General features: G+C 70.9%; 24 protein-coding genes and 1 pseudogene. 7 read left to right on the top strand and 18 right to left on the bottom strand.

What is annotated here, in order from left to right:
* Positions 1-1,461, bottom strand: a 1,461-nt coding sequence (scpA, locus tag JHD21_RS08160) for a methylmalonyl-CoA mutase (RefSeq protein WP_292673309.1), incomplete at its 3' end; no start/stop codon positions are given.
* Positions 1,458-3,182 carry a methylmalonyl-CoA mutase family protein gene (locus tag JHD21_RS08165; RefSeq protein ID WP_292673311.1) on the bottom strand — a complete coding sequence of 575 codons (1,725 nt, stop codon included), beginning with the start codon at positions 3,180-3,182 and terminating at the stop codon, positions 1,458-1,460. The genes scpA and JHD21_RS08165, both read right to left, overlap by 4 nt.
* Before the next feature lie 148 nt (positions 3,183-3,330).
* Here JHD21_RS08165 and JHD21_RS08170 point away from each other — a divergent pair, with 148 nt between their 5' ends.
* Genes JHD21_RS08170 through JHD21_RS08180 form a run of 3 tightly spaced genes read left to right on the top strand, consistent with a single transcriptional unit; the run spans position 3,331 to position 6,954 of the window.
* Complete coding sequence (locus tag JHD21_RS08170) at positions 3,331-5,397, top strand: elongation factor G-like protein EF-G2 (protein ID WP_292673314.1); 2,067 nt, start codon at positions 3,331-3,333, stop codon at positions 5,395-5,397.
* A gap of 49 nt (positions 5,398-5,446) precedes the next feature.
* Entirely contained in the window at positions 5,447-5,929 is a 483-nt protein-coding gene (locus JHD21_RS08175) for a SigE family RNA polymerase sigma factor (RefSeq protein WP_292673317.1), read from the top strand.
* Positions 5,926-6,954 (top strand): hypothetical protein, encoded by a 1,029-nt coding sequence (locus JHD21_RS08180; RefSeq protein WP_292673320.1) that lies wholly within the window; start codon positions 5,926-5,928, stop codon positions 6,952-6,954. The genes JHD21_RS08175 and JHD21_RS08180 overlap by 4 nt, the downstream gene beginning before the upstream one ends.
* Here JHD21_RS08180 and JHD21_RS08185 read toward each other — a convergent pair.
* A complete protein-coding gene (locus JHD21_RS08185) occupies positions 6,951-7,334 on the bottom strand; it encodes a VOC family protein (RefSeq protein ID WP_292673323.1) in 384 nt (127 codons plus the stop codon). The genes JHD21_RS08180 and JHD21_RS08185 overlap by 4 nt on opposite strands.
* 122 nt (positions 7,335-7,456) lie before the next feature.
* Here JHD21_RS08185 and htpX point away from each other — a divergent pair, with 122 nt between their 5' ends.
* A complete protein-coding gene (gene htpX / locus JHD21_RS08190; RefSeq protein ID WP_292673326.1) occupies positions 7,457-8,326 on the top strand; it encodes a zinc metalloprotease HtpX in 870 nt (289 codons plus the stop codon).
* 210 nt (positions 8,327-8,536) lie between these two features.
* On the opposite strand, the gene JHD21_RS08195 is transcribed toward htpX, so the two are convergent.
* From JHD21_RS08195 to JHD21_RS08245, 11 genes are all read right to left on the bottom strand, one after another.
* Positions 8,537-9,352 carry a succinate dehydrogenase/fumarate reductase iron-sulfur subunit gene (locus JHD21_RS08195; RefSeq protein WP_292673329.1) on the bottom strand — a complete coding sequence of 272 codons (816 nt, stop codon included), beginning with the start codon at positions 9,350-9,352 and terminating at the stop codon, positions 8,537-8,539.
* Positions 9,353-9,354: 2 nt separating this feature from the next.
* Positions 9,355-11,193, bottom strand: a complete 1,839-nt coding sequence (locus JHD21_RS08200) for a fumarate reductase/succinate dehydrogenase flavoprotein subunit (protein WP_292673331.1) — start codon at positions 11,191-11,193, stop codon at positions 9,355-9,357.
* Positions 11,194-11,224: 31 nt separating this feature from the next.
* Positions 11,225-12,037, bottom strand: a complete 813-nt coding sequence (locus JHD21_RS08205) for a hypothetical protein (RefSeq protein ID WP_292673333.1) — start codon at positions 12,035-12,037, stop codon at positions 11,225-11,227.
* A 171-nt stretch (positions 12,038-12,208) separates the two neighbouring features.
* Entirely contained in the window at positions 12,209-13,276 is a 1,068-nt protein-coding gene (locus JHD21_RS08210; RefSeq protein WP_292673335.1) for a YihY/virulence factor BrkB family protein, read from the bottom strand.
* Between the two features lie 5 nt (positions 13,277-13,281).
* Positions 13,282-13,800, bottom strand: coding sequence for a 2'-5' RNA ligase family protein (locus tag JHD21_RS08215; RefSeq protein ID WP_292673338.1), 519 nt, complete (start codon positions 13,798-13,800; stop codon positions 13,282-13,284).
* Between the two features lie 17 nt (positions 13,801-13,817).
* Positions 13,818-14,885, bottom strand: coding sequence for a tryptophan--tRNA ligase (gene trpS / locus JHD21_RS08220; RefSeq protein WP_292673340.1), 1,068 nt, complete (start codon positions 14,883-14,885; stop codon positions 13,818-13,820).
* Positions 14,886-14,910: 25 nt separating this feature from the next.
* On the bottom strand, positions 14,911-16,149 hold the full coding sequence (locus tag JHD21_RS08225; RefSeq protein WP_292673343.1) for an MFS transporter: 1,239 nt from the start codon (positions 16,147-16,149) through the stop codon (positions 14,911-14,913).
* Positions 16,150-16,194: 45 nt separating this feature from the next.
* On the bottom strand, positions 16,195-16,926 hold the full coding sequence (locus JHD21_RS08230; protein WP_292673345.1) for a DUF6498-containing protein: 732 nt from the start codon (positions 16,924-16,926) through the stop codon (positions 16,195-16,197).
* 13 nt (positions 16,927-16,939) lie between these two features.
* On the bottom strand, positions 16,940-17,098 hold the full coding sequence (locus JHD21_RS08235; protein WP_292673347.1) for a hypothetical protein: 159 nt from the start codon (positions 17,096-17,098) through the stop codon (positions 16,940-16,942).
* Between the two features lie 39 nt (positions 17,099-17,137).
* The gene (locus JHD21_RS08240; RefSeq protein WP_292673349.1) at positions 17,138-17,695 is read right to left on the bottom strand and encodes a hypothetical protein; all 558 of its coding nucleotides are present in this window, start codon (positions 17,693-17,695) and stop codon (positions 17,138-17,140) included.
* A 73-nt stretch (positions 17,696-17,768) separates the two neighbouring features.
* Positions 17,769-19,988 carry an NADP-dependent isocitrate dehydrogenase gene (locus tag JHD21_RS08245; RefSeq protein ID WP_365695696.1) on the bottom strand — a complete coding sequence of 740 codons (2,220 nt, stop codon included), beginning with the start codon at positions 19,986-19,988 and terminating at the stop codon, positions 17,769-17,771.
* A gap of 59 nt (positions 19,989-20,047) precedes the next feature.
* On the opposite strand from JHD21_RS08245, the gene JHD21_RS08250 reads away from it, so the two are divergent.
* The gene (locus JHD21_RS08250) at positions 20,048-21,004 is read left to right on the top strand and encodes an aquaporin (protein ID WP_292673353.1); all 957 of its coding nucleotides are present in this window, start codon (positions 20,048-20,050) and stop codon (positions 21,002-21,004) included.
* 15 nt (positions 21,005-21,019) lie between these two features.
* Here the strand turns inward: JHD21_RS08250 and JHD21_RS08255 are convergent, their stop codons facing one another.
* Positions 21,020-21,679: a hypothetical protein gene (locus JHD21_RS08255; protein WP_292673356.1), complete on the bottom strand. Its 660-nt coding sequence runs from the start codon at positions 21,677-21,679 to the stop codon at positions 21,020-21,022.
* 99 nt (positions 21,680-21,778) lie between these two features.
* Here JHD21_RS08255 and JHD21_RS08260 point away from each other — a divergent pair, with 99 nt between their 5' ends.
* Positions 21,779-22,765, top strand: a complete 987-nt coding sequence (locus JHD21_RS08260; protein ID WP_292673359.1) for a malate dehydrogenase — start codon at positions 21,779-21,781, stop codon at positions 22,763-22,765.
* Positions 22,766-22,889: 124 nt separating this feature from the next.
* Positions 22,890-23,366 carry an SRPBCC family protein gene (locus tag JHD21_RS08265; RefSeq protein ID WP_292673362.1) on the top strand — a complete coding sequence of 159 codons (477 nt, stop codon included), beginning with the start codon at positions 22,890-22,892 and terminating at the stop codon, positions 23,364-23,366.
* A gap of 47 nt (positions 23,367-23,413) precedes the next feature.
* On the opposite strand, the gene JHD21_RS08270 is transcribed toward JHD21_RS08265, so the two are convergent.
* The 3 genes and pseudogenes from JHD21_RS08270 to purH all read right to left on the bottom strand — a co-directional run.
* On the bottom strand, positions 23,414-23,758 hold the full coding sequence (locus JHD21_RS08270) for a DUF3017 domain-containing protein (protein WP_292673364.1): 345 nt from the start codon (positions 23,756-23,758) through the stop codon (positions 23,414-23,416).
* Entirely contained in the window at positions 23,755-24,603 is an 849-nt protein-coding gene (locus JHD21_RS08275; RefSeq protein WP_292673366.1) for a bifunctional methylenetetrahydrofolate dehydrogenase/methenyltetrahydrofolate cyclohydrolase, read from the bottom strand. Before JHD21_RS08275 ends, JHD21_RS08270 begins: the two co-directional genes overlap by 4 nt.
* A 35-nt stretch (positions 24,604-24,638) precedes the next feature.
* Positions 24,639-24,834 (bottom strand): annotated as a pseudogene (purH, locus tag JHD21_RS08280) (bifunctional phosphoribosylaminoimidazolecarboxamide formyltransferase/IMP cyclohydrolase); the annotation flags it as partial.

Consider the following 24,834-nt stretch of genomic DNA (forward strand, 5'->3'; position numbering starts at 1 on the left):
CTGCTGGCGGTAGACGTCGTCGTTGTCGACCCTCAGCACGTCGAGCTTGTCCTCGACCGCGAGCCGGTAGGTGTTGACGCCGATGACCTTCTGGATCCCGGAGTCGATCCGGGCCTGGGTGCGGGCGGCGGCCTCCTCGATGCGCATCTTGGGGATGCCCTGCTCGATCGCCTTCGCCATCCCGCCGGCCTGCTCGGCCTCCTGGATGTGCGCCCAGGCCCGCTCGGCGAGGTCGTGGGTCAGCCGCTCGACGTAGTAGGAGCCGGCCCAGGGGTCGATGGTCCCGGTGGTGCCGCTCTCCTGCTGGAGCAGCAGCTGGGTGTTGCGGGCGATGCGGGCCGAGAAGTCGGTCGGCAGCGCGATCGCCTCGTCGAGGGCGTTGGTGTGCAGCGACTGGGTGTGGCCCTGGGTCGCGGCCATCGCCTCGATGCAGGTGCGGCCGACGTTGTTGAAGACGTCCTGCGCGGTGAGCGACCAGCCGGACGTCTGCGAGTGCGTGCGCAGGCTCAGCGACTTGGGGTTCTCGGGGTTGAAGTCCCGGACCAGCCGGCTCCACAGCGCGCGGGCCGCGCGCATCTTGGCGACCTCCATGAAGAAGTTCATGCCGATCGCCCAGAAGAAGCTCAGCCTGGGTGCGAACTGGTCGATCGTCATCCCGGTCTCGAGGCCGGCCCGGATGTACTCGACGCCGTCGGCCAGCGTGTACGCGAGCTCGAGGTCGGCGGTCGCCCCGGCCTCCTGGATGTGGTAGCCCGAGATCGAGATCGAGTTGAAGCGCGGCATCTTCTGGGCGGTGAAGCTGAAGATGTCGCTGATGATCCGCATGCTCGGCTCGGGCGGGTAGATGTAGGTGTTGCGGACCATGAACTCCTTGAGGATGTCGTTCTGGATGGTCCCGCTGAGCTGCTCCGGCTTGACCCCCTGCTCCTCGGCCGCGGCGATGTAGAGCGCGAGCACGGGCAGGACCGCGCCGTTCATGGTCATGGACACCGACATCTCGGCGAGCGGGATGCCGTCGAAGAGGGTGCGGGTGTCGTAGATCGAGTCAATCGCCACCCCGGCCATGCCGACGTCGCCGCGGACCCGTGGGTGGTCGGAGTCGTAGCCGCGATGGGTGGCCAGGTCGAACGCGACGCTCAGGCCCTTCTGGCCGGCGGCCAGGTTGCGGCGGTAGAACGCGTTGGACTCCTCCGCGGTCGAGAAACCGGCGTACTGGCGGATGGTCCACGGCTGGGTGGTGTACATCGTCGGGTAGGGCCCGCGCAGGAACGGGCTCAGGCCGGGCCAGGTGTCCAGGGCGTCCAGGCCCTCGAGGTGCTCGGGTCCGTAGAACGGAAGGATGTCGATCCCCTCCGGGCTGACCCACGGGGGACTCGTCTGCGGTTCCGCTGGTGTTGCTGCGCTCGCGCTCGCAGACGAATCAGCGAGCGGGAGGCCGCTGAAGCTCTTCGGGATGCTCATGCCAGCTTCTCCCTGGTCCGGGTCAGGAACGCGAGGGCATCGACGCCCATGGCGCACGAGTCGTCGGCCCACGCACGCGGCTTGCCGGCCACGACCACCCACTCGGCTCCCTCGGCTCGGAGCGCGGCGGCGGCCTCGGCACCCCACTCGTCGTACGCCGCGTCGCTGCCGGCCAGGCACACGACGCGCCGGCCGCCGTGCTTGTCGGCCAGCGACTCGGCGCCGTCGGTCGCGCCGGCGACCTCGACCGGGATGCCCCCGGCGGCGAACAGGTTGGTGGCGAACGTGGCCCGCGCCGTGTGCTGAGCGACGCTGCCCATGGTCGCGAGGAAGACCGGCTCGTCCATCGGCGAGGCCTGGAGCTCCTCGAACGCCGCGCCCCAGCGACGGACCTCGGGCGCCAGCGGGTCCGGTTCCCGGGCCGGTCGGTCCGCGAACGGGTCCGGGAACTCGGTGAGCCCGGTCAGCGGCCGCTTGCGGGTGGCGACCTGCGCATCCCGTTCGGCGACGGTGGCTGCGACGAGAGGCTCGAGGTCCTCGCCGTCGTCGAGCCGGCCGAAGAGCTCCCAGGCCGCGGTGGCCAGGTCGTCGGTCAGCTTCTCGACGGCGTAGGCACCGCCGGCCGGGTCGGCGACCCGGGCGAGGTGCGACTCCGAGATCAGCAGCGAGCTGGTGTTGCGGGCGATCCGGCGGCCGAAGGCGTCGGGCCGCCCGAGGGGGCTGTCGAACGGGAGGACCGTCACCGCGTCCGCGCCCCCGACACCGGCCGCGAAGGCGGCGACCGTGGTGCGCAGCATGTTGACCCAGGGGTCGTAGGCGCTCATCATCGGCCGGCTGGTGACGACGTGCTGGCGCTGCTGGTGCCCGGCCGCGGCGCCGCTGAGCTCGAGCACCCGGGCCCAGAGGCGGCGGGCGGCCCGGAGCTTGGCGATGGTCGGGAACTGCTCGTCGGTGGCGGCGTAGCGGAACTCCACGAGCGCCGCCGCGTCGTCCACCGACACCCCGGACCCGGTCAGCGTCCGGAGGTACGTCGCGGCGACGTGCAGGGAGTGGGCGAGCTCCTGGACGTCGGAGGCTCCGCGGTCGTGCACCGCCGTGGCGTCCACGACGAACCCCAGCACGCCGGCGCCGCCGGCCAGGCTCGCCGCCTCGGCGGACGCGTCGGCCGCCGGGATGCCCAGGTTGGTGCCGGGATGCAGCTCGACGTCCTCGGCGTACGCGACGAACGCCCGGGCCGCGGCGAGGTGGTCCGCGGAGGCGTCGAGCACCACCGGGGCCAGGTCGAGGAAGACGCCGTCGAGCAGGGTGTCCAGATCGGCGTCGGGATCCAGGCGCAGCCAGAGCGACGTGACCCCGTTCTCGAGGTCGGTCATCGCCTCCTCGTGCGCGGCCCGCGCCTCCGCCACGGCGAGGTGGGCGCGGATGTCCCACTCCCCGGCGCGGGTCGGGCGCTGGTCGAGGTCGATGTCGGCCAGCAGGTCCGGGGTGCCGAGCGGAGTGATGCCGATGCCGTCCAGCGTGGTCCGGGTCAGCTTCTGCCAGACCAGCGAGTCGTCGTCCGCGTCGGAGAGCCGGCGCGCCTTGCGGAGGACCGCGCCGGCGGCGCGCTCCCAGTCGGCGCGGCCGTGCGTGTCCTCGGGGGAGGCCAAGGCGAGCGATCCCTGCTCGGGCTCCAGCTCGGAGGGCTCGTCGAGCCCGCCCTCGACGGTCGCGTCAGTCACACGGGAACCCTAGGAGCGGCCGCCCCGGGAGACCACGAAGTGTGACAATTCCCAACCCTGTGTCCGTCGCAGGTCAAGGGCCGGACGTCAGTGACGTTCCCGCCGGGAGAGCCTTGCCACGGACCGGTCTCGGGGGCACCGTGGCCCCATGGCCGATCGAGGAGCGCGTGCCGCCGGCAGACAAGATCTGGAGGCCCACGAGCCTGACGCGATCCGCAACGTCGTGCTGGTGGGCCCGAGCTCCGGCGGCAAGACGACGCTGCTGGAGGCGCTGCTGGTCCGGACCGGGGCCCTGACCCGCGCGGGCAGCGTCGAGGACGGCACCACGGTGTCCGACTTCGAGCCGGGCGAACGCGCGCACGGCCGCTCCATGGCGCTCGCGGTCGCACCAGTCGTGCACGACGGGGTGAAGGTCAACCTGATCGACACCCCCGGGTACGCCGACTTCGTGGGCGAGCTGCGGGCCGGCCTGCGGGCCGCGGACTGCGCGCTGTTCGTGACCGCGGCCAACGAGCAGATCGACGCCGTCACGACCGAGCTCTGGCGGGAGTGCGCGGAGGTGGGCATGCCGCGTGCGGTCGTCGTCACCAAGCTCGACCACGCCCGGGCCGACTACGCCGGCGTCCTCGCGGCCGCCCAGGCGCAGCTCGGCGGTGCCGGCGACAAGGTGCTGCCGGTCGACGTCCCGGTCATGGCCGGCTCGACGGTGACCGACCTGGTCGGGTTGCTGGCTCCTGACGTCCCCGACGAGCACGCGGAGGCGCGCAACGCGCTGATCGAGGGGATCATCGAGGAGTCCGACGACGAGGGGCTGATGGACCGCTATCTCGCCGGCGAGACGGTGACCGAGGCGGCGCTGCTCGAGGACCTGCACCGGGCGATGGCGCGCGGGACGTTCTTCCCCGTCGTGCCGGTGTGCTCGACCAGTGGCGTCGGCTGCGGTGAGCTCCTCGACCTGATCGTCAGGGGGTTCCCGGCTCCCTCGGAGCACCCGGCGCCCGAGGCGTACACCCCGGAGGGCAAGCCGACCGACCCGGTCTCCTGCGACCCCGGCGGACCGCTCCTGGCCGAGGTCGTCAAGACCTCGAGCGACGCCTACGTGGGGAGGGTCAGCCTGGTCCGGGTGTTCTCCGGCTCGCTCGACCCCGACCTCCCGGTGCACGTCTCGGGGCACCTCAGCTCCTTCTTCGGCGATGACGTGGGCCACGGCGACCACGACGACGACGAGCGGATCGGCTCGCTGGCCTACCCGTTCGGGCAGCAGCTGAGTCCCGCCAAGCGAGTGGTGGCCGGTGACATCGCGTCGGTCGGTCGGCTCACCCGCGCCGAGACGGGAGACACGCTCTCGTCGGTCGACGACCCACGGGTGCTCCGTCCGTGGACCCTGCCCACACCGCTGCTCCCGATCGGCGTCGAGGCGGCCACCAGGTCCGACGAGGACAAGCTGTCCACGGCACTCGGCCGGCTGGCCGCCGAGGACCCCTCGATCCGCGTCGAGATCAGCAGCGAGCAGGTCGTGCTCTGGACGATGGGCGAGGCCCACGCCGACGCCGCGCTCGAGCGGCTGGCCGACCGGTTCGGCGTGACGGTGAACCGGGTCGACGTCCGGGTCCCGATGCGCGAGACGCTGGCCGGGTCGGGAACGGCCCTCGGCCGGCACGTCAAGCAGTCCGGTGGCCACGGCCAGTACGCCGTGTGCGAGATCGAGGTCGAGCCGCTCCCCCGCGGTGCCGGCTTCGAGTTCGCCGAGCGGGTCGTCGGCGGCGCCGTACCGAGACAGTTCATCCCCTCGGTCGAGAAGGGGGTCCGGGCGCAGCTGGCGAAGGGCTGCGACGGCCACCCGATGGTCGACGTCAAGGTCACGCTGGTCGGCGGCAAGGCGCACAGCGTCGACTCCTCGGACATGGCGTTCCAGAGCGCCGGCGCCCTGGCGCTGCGCGAAGCGGCCGCGGCGGTCGGCGTCCAGGTGCTCGAGCCGGTCGACGAGATCGAGGTCACCGTGCCCGACGAGCTCGTCGGGACGGTGATGAGCGACCTGGCCGCCCGCCGCGGCCGGGTGCTCGGCCAGGACACCGCCGGCGGCTTCGCCACGGTGCGCGCCCACGTGCCGGCCGCGGAGCTCATCACCTACCCGGTGGACCTGAGGTCGGCGACCCACGGCGCGGGCTCGTTCACCCGGGCCTTCGCCGGCTACGAGCCGGTCCCGACCCGCTGACAACCATCGGCCCCGCCCACCTCGTCCTGGTGGGCGTGGAGGAACGCAGATGAGCGACGTGTCCTTCGAGGAGTTCGTCGCCTCGCGCGGCCGGGACCTGTGGCGTACGGCGTTCCTGCTCACCGGGGACCCGCACAAGGCCGAGGACCTCGTCCAGACCGCGCTGATGAAGTGCTGGAGGCGCTGGTCGAGCATCGCCGACGACGGTGCCGTGGAGGCGTACGTGCGCCGGGCCATGGTGACGACGTACACCGACTGGTGGCGGCGGCGGTGGAACGCCGAGCGGCCCACCGAGGTGCTGCCCGAGGGCCTGTCCGTCGAGGTCGACCACGGGTTGCGACAGGACACGCTCGCCGCGCTCGCGACGCTGCCGCGCGGACAGCGCGCCGTGCTCGTCCTGCGCTTCTACGAGGACCTGACCGAGGCCCAGACCGCCGCTGCGCTCGGCATCTCGGTGGGCACGGTCAAGTCCCAGACCTCCCGAGCCCTGGGCGCCCTGCGCTCGTCCACGATCTTCCAGGAGCAGGCATGACCGAGGAGCAGGTGCGCGACCTCCTCGCGCGGATCGTCCCCGAGCCGCCCGACAGCGTCACCGACCCCGGCCCCGTGGTGCGCGCCGCCCGGCGGCAGCGACGCATCGCCACCACGGTCGTGGGTGCCGTCGCCGTCCTCGCGGTCATCGGCACCGTGCTCGGCGTCCAGGCGGTCCGGGACGACGACGGCCCGGACTACGTGGACGAGCCGGCACAGATCGCCGACCCGTACACCACCGCGCCGTGCCCGGACCTCGCCGCCCCGTGGCCCGACGGGGCCGTCACGGACCTCGGCGCCGTGACCGCCGTGCGCCACTGCACCCGCCCGGGCGAGCAGGGATCCCCGACGATCCTGGGTCCCACCGATGCGCTGGTGGTCGGCCTGGACGCCTTCGTGGCCTCGGTCCGCGACGTCCCGGACGCCGATCCGGCCCGGTGTGCCACCGTCAGCATGGTGCCGGTCAACAACCGAGTGCTCCTCGAGCTCTCGGACGGCAGGCAGATCACCGTCGGCAGCGGGTCGTGCGACGACGTCGAGGTCGAGGGTCGGGTGATCGACGGCAACTCCCTGGTCCAGGTCCTGCTCACGTCACTTCGAGAGCAGCGCGACGCCCACGACTACTCGACGACCCTGCCGGCGCCGGACGTGGACTGGTGCGGCACGCACGGCGGCATGAGCCCCGCCGCGCCAGCGGACGAGCACCTGGTCGCAGCGACCTGGTGCGGCCCCAACAGCCCGACCAAGGGTGGGACCGTGCTCGACCAGGGCTCGTTGGACCGGCTCGACGCCGCCTGGCGGGCGGCCGTGCCGACCGATCCGGACGACCTCGTCGAATGTGGAGACTTCGCGGGTGGGTCGGGCGAGCACCTCCTGGCGCGCACCGACCGCGGGGACGTCGTGGTACTCATGGACCAGGGCTGCGACAAGCTCTCGTTCTCCCCGAGTACGCCCGATTCCGGGATGGGTATCTCTACGGGGACCTTGTCGCTCGACTTCGCCATCGACGACCTGCCGGCGGGTTAGACCTGGCCCTGCGCCGAGTAGTCCGGGAGCTCCTGCAGCGCCCAGCCGTTGCCGTCCGGGTCCTCGAAGTGGACGAACCGTCCCCACGCCAGGTCCTCGACGCCCCGCACCTCGATGCCGCGCTCGACGAGGTCCGCCTTCGTCGCGTCCGCGTCGGCGACCACCATCTGCAGGTTGTCCAGGCTGCCGGGCTCCATCTGCGTGAGCCCGCGGCCGATCGCGATCGAGCAGGCCGACCCGGGCGGAGTCAGCTGCACGAACCGGACCTCCTCGCTGACGGTCTGGTCGTGGTCGGCCACGAACCCCGCTCGCACGTAGAACTCCTTGGCCCGGTCGACGTCGGTCACGGGCACCATCACCAGCTCCAGCTTCATGTCCATGCCTCGACGGTAGGAGCGGATCAGGCCATTTCCTGACCGCATTCTCAGCGAATTCTTGGAACGTTTCCCAGGCTCACCGGCGTTGGTATGACGTAGTCATCAGCTCCCGAGAGGACCCTGCAATGCCCGGCCACCGTCACTTCAACGGCCTCAAGACGGCCCTGCTCCTCGGAGGCCTGTCGGCCGCCGTGATCCTGGTCGGCAGCCTGTTCGGCCGCGGCGGGCTGGTCATCGCGCTGGTCATCGCGCTGGGGATGAACGCCTACGGCTACTGGAACTCCGACAAGCTGGCGCTCAAGGCGATGCACGCCCGCCCGGTGACCGAGCAGGAGCAGCCGGCGATGTACCGGATCGTCCGCGAGCTCTCCGCCAAGGCCCAGCAGCCGATGCCGCGCCTCTACGTCTCCCCCACCGATGCGCCCAACGCGTTCGCCACCGGCCGCAACCCGCAGAACGCCGCCGTGTGCTGCACCGAGGGCATCCTCCAGCTGCTCGACGAGCGCGAGCTGCGCGGCGTGCTCGGGCACGAGCTGATGCACGTCTACAACCGCGACATCCTGACCGCCTCGGTCGCCGGCGCCCTGGCCAGCGCCATCACGTTCCTCGCCCAGTTCGGGCTCTTCTTCGGCGGCGGCCGCGACCGCGGGGTCAACCCGATCGCCGCGATCGGCCTGATGATCCTCGGCCCCCTCGCCGCCGGCGTCGTGCAGATGGCGATCAGCCGGACCCGCGAGTACGACGCGGACGAGGACGGCTCGACCCTGACCGGCGACCCGCTGGCACTGGCGTCCGCGCTCTACAAGCTCGAGCACGGCACCAGCCGCTACCCGCTCCCCCAGACCCAGCAGCTGGTCAACGCCAGCCACATGATGATCGCCAACCCGTTCCGCGGCGGCGGTGCTGCCCGGCTGTTCAGCACCCACCCGCCCATGGCCGACCGCATCCAGCGGCTCGAGGCGATGGCCGGACACCGTCACCACCCCGGTGGCTGAGGAGGGACGAAGTCCCGTCTCGAAGCCCCGTGACTATCCGCTGGGACTGTCCCCGCCCGGGTTCAGCGGGTCGGTGATCTCGTCGCCGGCATCCCGATGCTGCCAAGCCCGGCTGGCGAGGCCGGGGAGCACGTCCCACCGGTTCTCGATCAACGCGATCTTCTTCTCACCGGGCTTCGAGACGCGACTTCGTCGCTCCTCAGCCACCGATCAGTGCGCGGGTCTCTTGATGTGGCCGGCCTTGCCCTGCTTGGCCGGGACCCTCGACTCGGTGTCCTTGTTGCGGATGCCGATCTTGGAGCCGAGCCACACCAGCGGGTCGTACTTCTTGTCGACCACGCGCTCCTTCATGGGGATGATCGCGTTGTCGGTGATCTTGATGCCCTCGGGACAGACCTCGGTGCAGCACTTGGTGATGTTGCACATGCCGATGCCGGCGGCGCCCTGCGCGAGCTCGCGGCGGTCGTTGGTGTCCAGCGGGTGCATGTCGAGCTCGGCGTACCGGATGAAGAACCGCGGACCGGCGAAGGCCGGCTTGTTGTCCTCGTGGTCCCGGACGACGTGGCAGACGTTCTGGCACAGGAAGCACTCGATGCACTTGCGGAACTCCTGCCCGCGCTCGACGTCCACCTGGGCCATCCGGCGCTTGCCGTCGGCGTCGCGCGGGGGCGGTGAGAACGACGGCAGCTCGGCCGCCTTCTCGTAGTTGAAGGTGACGTCGGTGACCAGGTCCCGCACGACCGGGAAGGTCCGCATCGGCGTGACCGTGATCGTCTCGTCCTCCTCGAAGTCGGAGAGACGGCACATGCACATCAGCCGCGGCTTGCCGTTGATCTCCGCCGAGCACGACCCGCACTTGCCGGCCTTGCAGTTCCAGCGGACCGCGAGGTCGCCGGCCTGCTCGGCCTGGACCCGGTGGATGGCGTCGAGGACGACCTCGCCCTCGGAGACGTCGACCTCGTAGTCCTTGAGCTCGCCGCCGGACTTGTCGCCCCGCCACAGCTTCATCTTGAGCCTGTAACCCATGGTCAGCTCTCCTCGAAGTACTTCTTGAGCTCGTCCGGCATGACTGGCAGTGGTTTCTCGCTGAGCTGCACGCCGTCGCCGCTGTCGTTGAGGGTGACGACCAGGTTCTTCTTGCCCCAGACCTCGTGGTCGGTCTTGGGGAAGTCGTTGCGGGTGTGCCCCCCGCGGGACTCCTCCCGGGCCAGGGCCGCCTTCGCGATCGACTCGGAGACGATCAGCATGTTGCGCAGGTCGAGTGCGAGGTGCCAGCCCGGGTTGTACTGCCGGTGGCCCTCCACGACCATCTGCTTGGCCCGCTCCTTGAGCGCCTCGATGTCGGCGAGCGCCTGCTCGAGCTCGGCGCCCTCCCGGATGATGCCGACCAGGTCGTTCATCGCCTGTTGCAGGTCGTGCTGGATGGCGTAGGGGTTCTCCCCGCCCTCCACCTCGAACGGAGCGACCGCACTGGTCGCGGCGGCCGCGACGTCGTCGGGCGCCACCGCCGGCCGGTTCGCGCCCAGCCCCGAGACCTTCTTGGCGGCGTGCTCGCCGGCGAGCTTGCCGAAGACCAGGAGGTCGCCCAGCGAGTTGCCGCCGAGCCGGTTGGAGCCGTGCATGCCGCCGGAGCACTCGCCCACGGCGTAGAGGCCCGGGACCGCACTCTCCTGGGTGTCCGCGTCGACCTCGACTCCACCCATCACGTAGTGGCAGGTCGGGCCGATCTCCATCGGCTCCGCGGTGATGTCGACGTCCGCCAGCTCCTTGAACTGGTGGTACATCGACGGCAGCCGCTTCTTGATGAACTCGGGGGTACGCCGCGACGCGATGTCCAGGAAGATGCCACCGTGCGGTGATCCCCGGCCGGCCTTGATCTCGGAGTTGATCGCCCGGGCGACCTCGTCGCGGGGCAGCAGCTCGGGTGGCCGGCGGTTGTTCTTCTTGTCCTCGTACCAGGCGTCGGCCTCCTCCTCGGTGTCGGCCGTCTCCGACTTGAAGAACTCCGGGATGTAGTCGAACATGAACCGCTTGCCCTCGGAGTTCTTGAGGATGCCGCCGTCGCCGCGGACCGACTCCGTGACCAGCAGGCCCTTGACCGAGGGCGGCCAGACCATCCCGGTCGGGTGGAACTGGACGAACTCCATGTTGATCAGCGCGGCCCCGGCCCGCATCGCCAGCGCGTGGCCGTCACCCGTGTACTCCCACGAGTTGGAGGTGACCTTGAACGACTTGCCGATGCCGCCGGTCGCGAGGATGACCGCCGGGGCGTCGAACTGGATGAAGCGTCCGGTCTCGCGCCAGTAGCCGAACGCGCCCGAGATCGCGCCGCTCTCGTCCTTGAACAGGTCGGTGACGGTGCACTCCATGAACACGTCGATCCCGAGCTCGACGGTGCGCTGCTGGAGCGTGCGGATCATCTCCAGGCCGGTGCGGTCGCCGACGTGGGCGAGCCGCGCGTACTTGTGCCCGCCGAAGTCGCGCTGGGAGATGAGCCCGTCCTCGGTGCGGTCGAAGAGCGCGCCCCAGTCCTCGAGCTCCTGCACCCGCTCGGGCGCCTCCTGGGCGTGCAGCTGGGCCATCCGCCAGTTGTTGAGCATCTTCCCGCCACGCATGGTGTCGCGGAAGTGCACCTCCCAGTTGTCCTCGGGCCAGCGGTTGCCCATGGCGGCGGCGATGCCGCCCTCGGCCATGACCGTGTGCGCCTTGCCGAGCAGGGACTTGCAGACGACGGCGGTCTTGGCGCCGGCGTCGTGCGCGGCGATCGCCGCGCGGAGGCCGGCGCCGCCGGCGCCGACCACGATCACGTCGTACTGGTGCCGCTCCATGCCGCCCTGCTCGCTGGCGGACATCTCATTCCCGGTCATCGGGTGACGATCAGACATTCGAACCTATCCCTCAGAAGAAGCGGGGGTCGTCGTACCAGCCCGCGGCCAGCCCCCAGATGTAGAGGTCGACCAACGCGATCGAGAACAGCGACAGCCAGGCGTAGCGCGCGTGGTTGCCGTTGAGCTTCGAGATCCAGGTCCACAGCTTGTAGCGGACCGGGTGCTTGGAGAAGTGCCGCAGGCGCCCGCCCATGATGTGGCGGCACGAGTGGCAGCCCAGCGTGTAGGCCCAGATGAGGACGACGTTGATGACCATCAGCAGCGAGCCGAGACCCATGTGGCCCCACTCGAACGTCGGGTGCCCGGACGCGTCGACGCCGGTCTGCTCCCGGAAGGAGATCACGGTGTCGAAGGTGAGGATGAGGCCGATCGCGACCGCGGCGTACCAGAACCAGCGGTGCATGTTCTGGAAGATCAGCGGGAACCTGGTCTCGCCCGAGTAGGACCCGTGCGGCTCCGCGACGGCGCACGCCGGCGGGGACAGCCAGAAGGCGCGGTAGTAGGCCTTGCGGTAGTAGTAGCAGGTCATCCGGAACCCGAGCGGGAAGATCAGGATGATCAGCGCCGCGGACAGCGGGAACCACGAGAAGGGCTGGCCGAAGTCCGAGCTGCCCTCGACGCAGTCACCCAGACAGGGCGAGTAGAACGGCGAGAGGTAGGGCGCGGAGTAGTAGTCCTTGCCGGCGAAGGCCCGGAACGTGGCGTAGACGATGAACCCGAAGAAGACGACGAACGTCGTCAGCGGAGCCAGCCACCAGCGGTCCCCGCGCAGGGTGCGAACCCCGACGTCGGCGCGGGTCGGACCTCCGACCCCTGCCTCCATGGAACCTGATGTCGACTCGCGTGCGTCCGTCGACGCCATGACCACCTCCGCCAGATGTGCAGCCCTCTGCTGACCGCCGCAGTCTGCACAACGTAAACGTTGGCGGGAAGCACCGGAACGTCAGGACCGCCTAACCGGGGAAATGTCACATTCCGCGGGCCGGTCGCAGCCTCAGTCCGAGGTCTTGTTCTTGATCACGACCGCGGCCGCCGCTCCGGCCACCGCTCCCGCGGCGAAGGCGCCCTTGCGTGAGCTGCCGGCCTCGTCGGACCCGGAGGTCGGCAGCTCGTCGATGGACGGCAGCGGCGGGCCCTGGACCGGGGCGGCCGGGTCCACGACCCGCTCCGCGACGGCGAGGGGATGCGTCCACGCCCAGGCGGCGGCGTACAGCGTGACCCGTGAGGAGTAGTTGATCCAGACGACCAGGATCAGGGCGATGCCGAACGCCTGGAACGCCGGCTGGCCCTCGGTGCTCTTGATCAGCAGCTGGGAGGCCTGCTTGAGGATCTCGAAGCCGACCGCCCCGAACACGGCGCCGGACAGCAGCGCCCGGAACGGGATGTCAGGTGCGGCCAGCAGCCGGAACATCACCAGGAAGAGGAGCACGTTGGCCGGCAGCCCCAGCGCGATGGTGAGGAGCTTGACGAGCCAGCCCAGCTCGGCGGACAGACCGACCCAGTCCAGGAGGTCCTCCGAGAAGCCGGCGACCACCCCGGTCACCGCGACGGCGACGAGCATGACGACGCCGATGACGACCAGGGTGATCAGGTCCCGGGCCTTGCCCATGACGAAGCTCGGCTGCTCGCGGTCCGGCAGGGCGAACACCGCGATCAGGGCGTCGCGGAGCGCGGAGAGCCAGCCGAGGCCGGAGTAGAGGACACCGACCAGGCCGATGAGACCCACCGCTCCTGCCGCGTCCTCGATGTCCTTCAGCTGGAGCTGGTTGTCGCCGGTCCCGATGATGCCCGGCAACATCGAGTCGATCGCGTCCACGAGCGTGTCCCGGGTCTCCGGCACGACCTTCGCCACGTAGCCGATGACGAAGAGCGCCAGCGCCAGGATCGGGAAGACCGACAGGAAGCCGAAGTAGGTGACGGCCCCGGCCTGCTGTCCGGCCTTGGTGTCGCCGTAGTGCTGCTGGGTCTTGACGGCGTGGTCGACGTGAGGGTGCTCGGCCCGCAGCGCGTGGATCCGGTCGGACAGACGTTGCTTCGCCGTGCCCAACCTCTCTGGGGCCATGTGCCTCAGGTACCCCGCTGCAAGGTGAAGTAGCGAGTGGGCCGCCAGCCCAGGTCCTCGTCGTGGACGTAGAGCTTGAAGTCCTCGACGTCGAACTCGCACTCGAAGTCCGCGAGCCCCTCGAAGGCGCGGTCGAGCTGGTCGTCGCCGAGGTGGTGGGCGATGGTCACGTGCGGGTGGTAGGGGAACGCCAGGTCGATGGCCAGGGGGCCGCGGCGGACCACGTCCGCGAGGCGCTCGCACTGCGAGATGCCCTCGACCAGGGACACGAAGACGACCGGCGAGACGGGCCGGAAGGTCCCCGTGCCGCGCAGGTGGACGCAGAAGGCCGGGACCTCGTCGGCGGCCGCCGCCAGGTGGTCCTCGATCTTCTCGAGCTGGTCCTCGTCGACCTCGGTCGGCGGGACGAGCGTGATGTGGGTGGGGATCATCGCGGCCGTGGTGTCGCCGACGGCGGCGCGGTAGTCCTGGAGCTCGGTCGCCCAGGGCTCCGGGATCGCCACGGCGACTCCGATGGTGGGCATCGCGTCAACCTAGCGGTTCACCCTGTGGAGGGCGCCACGAACCCCACCCGTTGGTAGACGTCCCGCAGCGTCGCCTCGGCGACCTCGTTGGCGACCTGTCGGCCCTGGCGCAGGACGGCCATGAGGTGGTCCTGCGCGTCGAGCAGCTCCAGGGTGCGCTCCCGGAACGGCGTCACGAAGTCGACGACCACCTCGGCCAGGTCCTTCTTCAGGTCGCCGTAGCCCTTGCCGGCGTACTGCTCCTCGAGGTCGGGGATGCTGCGGTCGGTCAGCGAGCCGTAGATCGTGAGCAGGTTGCTGACGCCGGGCTTCTCCTCGGCGTCGAACCGGATGTCCGAGCCCGAGTCCGTGACCGCGGAGCGGATCTTCTTCGCCGAGACGCTCGGCTCGTCCAGCATCTCGATGATCCCGGAGGCCGAGGAGGCCGACTTCGACATCTTGGACGTGGGGTCCTGGAGGTCGCAGATCTTCGCGGTGGCCTTGAGGATGTAGGGCTCGGGCAGCCGGAAGGTCTTCTTGTAGCGGCTGTTGAACCGCTGGGCGAGGTCGCGGGTCAGCTCGAGGTGCTGACGCTGGTCCTCGCCGACCGGGACGTAGTGCGGTCGGTAGAGCAGGATGTCGGCCGCCTGGAGGATCGGGTAGGTGAAGAGGCCGACACTCGCCGAGCCCTCACCGCCCTTGGCCGACTTGTCCTTGAACTGGGTCATCCGCCGCGCCTCGCCGAACCCGGTCAGGCACTGCAGCACCCAGCCGGCCTGCGCGTGCGCGGGCACCTGGCTCTGGACGAAGATCGACGATCGCTCCGGGTCGATGCCCATGGCCAGCAGCTGGGCCGCGGCCCGGAGGGTGCGCTCGCGCAGCAGCTTGGGGTCGTAGTCGGCCGTGATCGCGTGCAGGTCGGCGATGAAGAAGTACGGCTGGTAGTCCTGCTGGAGGTTGACCCACTGGCGCAGCGCGCCGAGGTAGTTCCCGAAGTGGAAGGAGTTGGCGGTCGGCTGGATCCCGGACAGGACCCGGGGTCGCCCGCCGCCTGAGGCAGCGGCCGGGACGCTGACCTCGGGCTGGGTCGTGGGTGAGGCGGACATGCGCGGCATTCTTCCCGACGCGGTGCTAGGGGGTGACGGCGGCGGCGCGTCTGGACAGGCCCCACGAGAGCAGGAGCACCGCGACCCCGGCGACGGAGAGGGCGAACCCGACCAGTGCCGGTGACCGGTAGCCGTAGCCCCACGCGATGGCGAGACCGCCCAGCCAGGCACCCAGCGCGTTGGCGACGTTGAGGGAGGCGTGGTTCATGGCCGCGCCCAGCGTCTGCGCCTCGCCGGCGACGTCCATCAGCCGGAGCTGGAGGTTGACCACGAGGACCGAGCCCAGCGCGGTCACCGTGAAGACGACGGGCAGGAGCGCCCAGCCGTACGGCGCCACGAACCAGAAGACGACGAGGACCAGGCCCGAGCCGATGCCCGAGGTGATGAGCGAGCCGAACACCGACCAGCTGGCCAGCTCGCCGGCGAGCCACGTGCCCACGACCATCCCGAGCCCGAATGCGAGCACGAACAGCGGGACCGCCGACTCGGGCAGGCCGCCGACCCCGGTCACCGTCGGGGCGATGTAGGAGTAGACCGCGAACAGGCCGCCGAACCCGATCGCGCCGGCCAGGAGGACCAGCCAGGCCTGGCCGTTGCGGAAGAACAGCCGCAGCTCCTGGCCACCGGTCGCCTCGTCGTGGCCGGGGCACGAGGGCACGAAGGCGGCGATCAGCACGGCCGCGAGCACGGCGAGCAGGGCGGCCGCGACGTACGACGCACGCCACCCGATGTGCTGGCCGAGCCACGTCGCGGCGGGCACGCCGGCCACGTTGGCGACCGACAGCCCGAGCATCACGCTCGCCACCGCACGTCCACGGCGCCCGGGCGGCGCGAGACTCGCCGCGACCAGGGAGGCGACGCCGAAGTAGGCGCCGTGCGGCAGGCCGTCGAGGAAGCGGGCCAGGAACAGCAGGCCGTAGCCGGTGGCGGCCGCGCTGAGCAGGTTGAACGCGCCGTACGCCGCCATCAGCGCGATCAGCAGCCCGCGTCGCGGCCACCGGGCACCGAAGAACGCGAGCACCGGGGCGCCGACCACGACCCCGAGTGCGTACGCCGAGATGACGTGCCCGGCGGCGGGGATCGAGACGTCGATGCCGTCGGCGACCTGCGGCAGCACCCCCATGGTGACGAACTCGGTGGTGCCGATCGCGAACCCTCCGGAGGCGAGGGCGAGCAGCGCGGAACCGTAGCCGTGCGGCGCGATGACCGTGGGCGCGTCCGCCTCGAGCCGGCGATCGTCGGTCACGTCGGTCACGTCGGTCATCGGCACCATCGTGCAACCGACCGGGACCGCCGCCCTATTCCTGGCCTACTCCTGGGCGGCAGGTGCGCCGTACAGACCGTCACCCCTGCGCGCCACCTGGCGAGAGCGGTGCTGCCAGACGTGGAAGCCCAGGTCGACCAGCGTCTTGAGGACGCACAGGACGGCGACCGCGGAGACCTGGTCGTTGACGTTCTCGCCGTGCTCCCAGCCGTCCAGGGCGACGCCGAAGCCGATCAGGATCCCGACGTGCAGCACGAACATCCGTGGGTACGGCGCGAACATGGCCGTGCCGGGGCTGACCACCATGCGCTCGTCGCGACCGAACCAGTTCACGCCGAGGGAGAACAGGTGGCTCGCGGTGATCGCGAGCGACAGCAGCACGACCTGGCCGACGCCGCCGGTCAGCCCGACCAGGGCGACCACGATGACCGTGAAGACGCCGTGCACTCCCGTGAAGATGCCGTAGTGGAGAGCGAAGAACCTGGCCGACGACAGGTCACCGCGCACACCGTTGGTGGTGACCGGGACCGTGCCCTTGCCGGGGCCTTGGGCGGTCGCGGTACGCACGATGCCGCACGCCCAGACCACCACGTTCTCGATCCAGTAGACGAGGAAGACGTCCCCCATCCCGATGCGCTCCTCCGTCACCGCCCAGACCGGGAGCAGGTTGACCACGACGAGCACGACGGCCGTGGCCAGCCGGGCGAGGCCCCCGGGAAGCCGGGCGGCCGCAGCGGCCACCAGCTGGACGCCGAGGATGCGGAGCAGGGTGTTCACGGGTCAGGCCGCCTCAGGAGAGCAGGAGGCCCATGGCCACCGCCACGACCACCGACACGATGAGGAACCCGAGGACGCCGCCGCCCAGGTAGACCGCGGACGCCCCCGCCACCACACCCAGACCGACGGAGATCCAGAAGCCGATCCCGGGGCCGTTCTCCCTCTCGAACACAGACGGATGGTGGCACAGCGACCGCCCGCCGCGCGCTGCTCAGGTGCGCTTCGCGGGACTCTTCCTGGCCGGCGTCTTCTTCGCGGGCGTCTTCCTCGCGGGCGTCTTCTTCGCCGTGGCCTTCTTGGCGGGCGTCTTCCTCGCAGGCGTCTTCTTGGCCGTGGCCTTCTTGGCCGGCGCCTTCTTCGCCGGCGCCTTCTTCGCAGGAGTCTTCCTCGCGATCACCTTCTCGGCCGCCTCGCCGGCCACGGCCGAGGCGTGTGCGGCCTCGACCTTGGCCAGCTTCTTGCCCCGCTTGGCGTGCGAGCGCTCCTGGTCGGCGAGCGCCGCCGCGGCGCGCTCGTGCTCGGCGGTGGCCGCCTTCGCGACCTTGCCGGCGGCCTTGGCGTCCCGGCGCAGCTGGGCCGCCCGGTCCTCGGCGTCGGCGCGCGCCTTCTTGGCCGCTGCGTGCGCACGCGCTGCGGCGTCCGCCTCGGCCGCCGCCCGCTCCGCACGCTTCTGCGCCATCGCCAACAGCTCCGCGGACTGGTCGAGCTTGGTCCGCTGCTCCTCCGCCTTGCGCCGGGTCACCTCGGCGTCGTCGGTCATGCTGCTCATCAGGGCCCCTCCCTCTCGTGGGTGAGCAGGCGGTACCCGCAGACGGCCGGACCGATCGGCGGACCGGCGCGGCTCAGAGCGAGGCCAGCGCCTCGTTGAACGTCGCGGACGGCCGCATGACCGCCTCGGCCAAGGCGGGGTCGGGGCGGTAGTAGCCGCCGATGTCCGCCGGGCTGCCCTGGACGGCGAGCAGCTCGTCGACGATCTTCTGCTCGTCGGCGGCGAGCCGCTCCGCGAACGGCTTGAAGACGGCCGCGAGGTCGGTGTTGTCGGTCTGCGCCGCGATCTCCTGCGCCCAGTAGAGGGCGAGGTAGAAGTGCGAGCCGCGGTTGTCGATGCCGCCGACCTTGCGGGTGGGGCCCTTGTCCTCGTTGAGGAAGGTCTCCGTCGCCTTGTCGAGGGTGTCCGCGAGGACCTTCGCCCCGGCGTTGTCGGCGTACGACGACAGGTGCTCGAAGGAGGCCGCGAGCGCGAAGAACTCGCCGAGGCTGTCCCAGCGCAGGTAGTTCTCCTTGACCAGCTGCTGCACGTGCTTGGGCGCCGAGCCGCCGGCGCCGGTCTCGAACAGGCCACCGCCGTTGATGAGCGGGACGATCGACAGCATCTTCGCCGAGGTGCCGAGCTCGAGGATGGGGAACAGGTCGGTGTTGTAGTCGCGCAGCACGTTGCCGGTGACCGAGATGGTGTCCTCACCGCGGCGGATCCGCTCCAGCGAGTACGCCGTCGCCTCGGCCGGCGCCATGATCTCGATGGTCAGGCCGTCGGTGTCGTGGTCGCGGAGGTACTCGTCGACCTTGGCGATCAGGTTGGCGTCGTGGGCACGGTTCTCGTCGAGCCAGAAGATGGCCGGCGAGCCGGTGGCCCGGGCCCGGGTGACGGCGAGCTTGACCCAGTCGCGGATCGACTCGTCCTTGGTCTGGCACGCCCGCCAGACGTCGCCGGGCTGCACGGCGTGCGAGATGAGGACGTCACCGGAGGACGAGACGACCCGCACGGTGCCGGCGGCCGGCACCTCGAAGGTCTTGTCGTGCGAGCCGTACTCCTCGGCGGCCTTGGCCATCAGGCCGACGTTGGGCACCGAGCCCATCGTGGCGGGGTCGAACGCCCCGTGGGCACGGCAGTCGTCGATGACGGTCTGGTAGACGCCGGCGTAGGACGAGTCCGGGATCACCGCGAGGGTGTCGGCCTCCTCGCCGTCGGGCCCCCACATGTGGCCGGACTGCCGGATCATCGCCGGCATCGAGGCGTCGACGATCACGTCCGAGGGGACGTGCAGGTTGGTGATGCCCTTGTCGGAGTCGACCATCGCGATGGCGGGCCCGTCGGCCAGCCCCTGGGTGACCGCGGCGGCGATCGCCTCGCCCTCGGGCAGCTTGGCGGCGGCGTCGAGCAGCGCGCCCAGGCCGTCGTTGGGCGAGATCTCCGCCGCCTTCAGCACCTCGCCGTACTGCTCGAAGAGGGTGGGGAAGAACGCCTGCACCGCGTGGCCGAACAGGATCGGGTCCGAGACCTTCATCATCGTGGCCTTGAGGTGCAGCGAGAACAGCACGCCGTCGGCCTTCGCCCGGGCCACCTGCTCGCTGAGGAAGCGGCGCAGCGCGGCGACGTCCATGAAGGTGCCGTCGACGACCTCGCCGGCGAGCACCGGCAGCGACTCCTTCAGCACCGTCACGGCACCGTCGGCGGCGACGTGCTCGATGCGCAGGGTGTCGTCGGCCTCGAGGACGACCGAGGCCTCGTTGGAGAAGAAGTCGTGCTGGCCCATGGTGGCGACGTTGGTCTTGGACTCGGGCGTCCACGCACCCATCCGGTGGGGGTGCTTGCGCGCGTAGTTCTTGACCGACGACGGCGCGCGCCGGTCGGAGTTGCCCTCCCGCAGCACCGGGTTGACCGCCGAGCCCTTGACCTTGTCGTAGCGCGCGCGGACGTCGCGCTCCTCGTCGCTGTCGGGGCTCTCGGGGTAGTCCGGGAGGTCGTAGCCCTGGCTCTGCAGCTCCGCGATCGCGGCCTTGAGCTGCGGCACCGACGCCGAGACGTTGGGCAGCTTGATGATGTTGGCCTCGGGCTTCGTGGCCAGGTCGCCGAGCTCGGCGAGCGCGTCGTCGATCCGCTGGTCCTCGGTCAGCCGCTCGGGGAACAGGGCGATGATCCGGCCCGCCAGCGAGATGTCGCGGGTCTCCACGTCGACCCCCGCCTTGGCGGCGTACGCCGCGATGATCGGCAGGAAGGAGTAGGTCGCCAGCAGCGGCGCCTCGTCGGTGTGGGTGTAGATGATCTTCGCCATGGGACCCAGCCTCGCACTCGCGCTCCGGCAGCGGCAAAGCGGCCTGTCCCTGGCTTAGAGTGCCGAACATGGCTGACACCACCACCACCGGGCAGAAGGTCGCCGCCGAGGTGATCGGCACCTTCACCCTCGTGTTCTTCGGCTGCGGCACCGCGATCATGACCTCGGTCGGGCCCGGTTTCGAGTACACCGGCACTGCCCTCGCGTTCGGGCTGACCGTGCTGTGCGGCGCCTACGCCTTCGGCCGGGTCTCGGGCGCCCACTTCAACCCCGCCGTCTCCGTGGGGGCCGCGCTCAGCGGGCGGATGGCCTGGCGCGAGGTGCCGCTCTACGTCGGCTCCCAGCTCGTCGGCGGCCTGGTGGCCGGCCTGACGCTCTTCGTCCTCGTGCGCGGCTTCGACGGCTACGACGTCGGCGTCGACGGCCTGGCCCAGAACAGCTTCGGCGACGACGGCACCGGCTACGCGGTGTGGGCGGCGTTCCTGCTCGAGCTGGTGCTGACCGCCGTCTTCGTCTGGGTGATCCTTGCGGTGACCGACGTCCGCAACGAGCACCCGGCTCTCGCGCCGGCCGCCATCGGCCTCGCGCTGACGATGGTGCACCTGGTCGGGATCACCGCGACCGGCACCTCGGTCAACCCGGCCCGCTCGATCGGGGTGGGGGTCTTCGCCGGCTCCGACGCGGTCATCCAGCTGTGGCTGTTCATCCTGGCGCCGCTGGCCGGCGCCGCGATCGCGGGCATCAGCTACCCGATGCTGTTCGGCCACGGCTCGGACCCGGTCCCCGGCTCCGGCCTCCGCCGGGCGGCGGTGCCCGGCTACGGGGCGCCCGACCAGTTCCAGCAGGAGTGGAACCAGCAGGGCGCCGGGACCGGCACCGGCACCGGCACCCACGACACCGTGATCGCGCAGGAGCCGATCATCCAGGACGGCTGGCAGTGGGACTACGAGGCGCAGGAGTGGAAGCCGCTCGAGCAGTTCCAGCAGCCGCCGGCCGACCCGACGGACCCGACCGCCCCGCACTGACGGTCAGCACGACCGTCAGGGGCCGGACGCCAGCACGCTCGACCGCGGCGCACCCTCCACGTTGAAGGTGCGCTCGAGGCCGACGCCGGCCGCGTACACCTCCTGCACGACCTCGCCGGGTACGAGCGGGGTCTCCGAGCGGAGGACGAGCGTGTCGCCGTCGACCTCCTCGACGGTGACCTTCGTCTCGACGACCCCCTCCAGGTAGGCACGGCGCCAGCCGTCACCCAACCGGGGGTCGGCCGGCATCGCCAGCCCCGCCTGCGCCCCGTCGACCCCGGCCTCCCAGGAGCCCTCGCTGCCGAACCACCACACGTTGCCCTGACGGTCCTGCGCGTAGTAGTCGCGGACCGTCCCCGGCGTGTCCGCGGTGGCGTAGGTGGTGTCCACGGCGGTCGTGACGACTCCGGCGATGGTCCTGGTGTCCTCGGTGACCTCGACGGTCATCGTGGAGTCCGTGATGCCGACCGTGACGTCGTAGACCCAGGCGTTGCCGACGGCGTACGGCAGCCACGGGTTGTCGATCTCCGCCACGAAGTCGGCCGGGTCGGGCGACGGTGTCGGGATGTCCAGCTCGTCGATGCCGGCGATGTCGTACTCCTCCGACACCGAGCCGCAGCCGGCGAGGGCCAGTCCGAGCGCGAGCGCCGTCAGCAGGGCACGGGCGCGACGCATGGCCCCCATCGTGACGTACGGCCCCTCGCTGCTAGCGTCCGATGCGGTCTTCCACCTCGATTCTCAACTCGGTCACATCTCGGTCAAAGGGAGTACGTCGTGAGCTCAGAGCCCCTCAAGGTCGCCGTCACCGGCGCAGCCGGCCAGATCGGCTACAGCCTGCTGTTCCGCCTCGCGAGCGGATCCCTGGCGGGCGACCGCCCGATCGAGCTGCGGCTGCTCGAGATCGAGCCGGCGCTCAAGGCGCTCGAGGGCGTGGTCATGGAGCTCGACGACTGCGCGTTCCCCCAGCTGGCCAAGGTCGAGATCGGCTCGGACGCCGAGAAGATGTTCGACGGCGTCAACCTCGCGCTCCTGGTCGGCGCGCGTCCGCGCGGCCCGGGGATGGAGCGCGGCGACCTGCTGTCGGCGAACGGGGCGATCTTCACCGCCCAGGGCAAGGCCCTCAACGCGGTCGCCGCCGACGACGTGCGCATCGGGGTGACCGGCAACCCGGCCAACACCAACGCCCTCATCGCCATGAAGAACGCGCCCGACATCCCCGACGAGCGCTTCTCTGCGCTCACCCGGCTCGACCACAACCGGGCGATCTCCCAGCTGGCAGCCAAGACCGGCGCGCCCGTCACCGACATCACCCACATGACGATCTGGGGCAACCACTCGGCGACGCAGTACCCCGACCTCTTCCACGCCCAGGTCGGCGGCCGCAACGCGGCCGAGGTCGTCGGCGACCAGGACTGGATCGAGCACACCTTCATCCCCACTGTCGCCAAGCGGGGCGCGGCGATCATCGAGGCCCGCGGCTCCTCGTCGGCCGCCTCCGCGGCCTCGGCCACCATCGACGCCGCCCACGACTGGCTGTTCGGCTCCGCCGCCGACGACTGGGTGTCCATGGCGGTGCGCTCCGACGGCTCCTACGGCGTCCCGGAGGGCCTCATCTCCTCCTTCCCCGTGGTGACCAAGGACGGCGACTGGGAGATCGTGCAGGGCCTCGACATCGACGCCTTCTCGCGCGGCCGCATCGACACCTCGACCGCCGAGCTCGAGGACGAGCGGAGCGCCGTGACCGAGCTGGGACTCATCTGAGCTGAGCCCGCTCCCCGCCGGTCCACGAGTGGACCGGCGGGTTCGAGCGGTTCTGGACCGAGAGCTTCGACCGTCTGGACACCTACGTGCAGGACCTCGCGCAGGCCCGGCAGGAGGACCAGCGATGAGCGCGGCAGCCGACCGCGAGATCGTGGTCGCCCGGGTCATCGACGCCCCGCGGGCGCTGGTCTTCGAGGCGTTCACCGCGGTACGACACCTGTCCCGGTGGTGGGGGCCGGAGGGGTTCACCACGACCACGGAGTCGTTCGAGTTCCGCGAGGGCGGCGAGTGGGTCTTCGTGATGCACGGACCGGACGGGACGGACTACGCCGAGTGGATCACCTGGACCGCCATCGAGCCGCCGGAGCGGATCGCGCTGCGCCACGGCGAGTCGCGGGACGACCCGAACGCCTTCGAGTCGGTCCTGACGTTCGAGACCGTCGGCACGGCGACCCGCATCGAGCTGCGCACGGTCTTCGGCTCCACGGCGCAGCGCGACGAGGCGATCGAGAAGTACCACGCGGTCGAGGGCGGGGAGCAGACCCTGGGCAACCTGGCGGCGTACGTCGCCGAGGTCGCCCGCTCGGGGGTGGAGGGCTGATGGCCCCAGGGTCACCCACCTGACCTACGCGGTCCGGCAGCGGTAGCTCAGCCGGGTTGCTCGGGGATGCTGCTCGCCAGGAAGTAGATGAGCCCGCCCAGCGCAGCGAGCACGGTGACGTCGATCGCCCGGTGACGGACCGCGAGCATTCCGGCGTCCCGCGAGGGCAGGACGAGCCGCAGTCCCGCGGCGACCATCAGCGCGACCGCCAGCACCCGGACGCCCAGGCGCCAGTCGCCACTGGCCACGATCGCGATCCCCGCGCCGCAGACGGCGAGGATCACCAGGTAGAACGCGCCGCCGATGGTCGAGGGGTAGCGCCGTTCCTCCTCGTCGCCGTCGCCCGGACCGTCCTCGGGCTCGGGCGCCGGCAGGTCAGGCTCGTCGGTCACAGTCGCTGCTCGGCCATGCTCACGATGTTGGAGAGGAGCATGGCCCGGGTCATCGGGCCGACGCCTCCCGGGTTCGGCGAGACCCAGCCGGCGACGTCCCACACGTCGGGGGCCACGTCGCCGGCGAGCTTGCCGTCGACCCGGGACACCCCGACGTCGAGGACCGCGGCGCCCGGCTTGACCATGTCGCCAGTGACCAGGCCGGGCACTCCGGCGGCGGCCACCACGATGTCGGCCCACTTGGTGTAGTCGGCGAGGTCGCGGGTCCCGGTGTGGCACAGGGAGACGGTGGCGTTCTCGGAGCGACGGGTCAGCAGGAGTCCCAGCGGACGGCCGACGGTCACGCCCCGTCCCACGACGACGACGTCCGCGCCGGCGATCGGGACGTCGTGGCGGCGGAGCAGCTCGACGATGCCGTGCGGCGTGCACGGGAGCGGCGCCGGGTGGCCGAGCACCAGCCAGCCCAGGTTGGTGGGGTGCAGGCCGTCCGCGTCCTTGGCCGGGTCGATGAGGCCGAGCACCCGGTTCTCGTCACGCCCGCGGGGCAGCGGCAGCTGCACGATGTAGCCCGTGCACGCCGGGTCGGCGTTGAGCCGCGACACCTCCGCCTCGATCTCCTCCTGCGAAGCGACCTCGGGCAGGTCGACCCGGATCGACTCGATCCCGACCTCGGCGCAGTCCTTGTGCTTGCCGTTGACGTACCACCGCGACCCGGGGTCGTCACCGACCAGCACGGTCCCCAGGCCGGGAACCACGCCCCGCTCCTTGAGCGCTGCCACGCGGACCCGCAGCTCCTCCTTGATCGCGGCGGCGGTGGCGGTCCCGTCGAGCTTCTGTGCGGTCACCGGGTCATCCTGTCAGCCGGGATCACTGTGCTGGATCAGTGGGCGAAGTGCCGGGTCCCCGTGAAGTACATGGTCACGCCGGCCGCCTCGCACGCCTTGACGGTCAGCTCGTCGCGCACCGACCCGCCCGGCTGCACGATCGCGGCCACCTGCGCGTCGATGAGGATCTGCGGGCCGTCCTCGAACGGGAAGAACGCGTCGGACGCGGCGACCGAGCCGGCCGCCCGCCCC

It is taken from the genome of Nocardioides sp. (genome assembly GCF_016462705.1).
In the GTDB taxonomy this organism is placed as follows: Bacteria; Actinomycetota; Actinomycetes; order Propionibacteriales; family Nocardioidaceae; genus Nocardioides.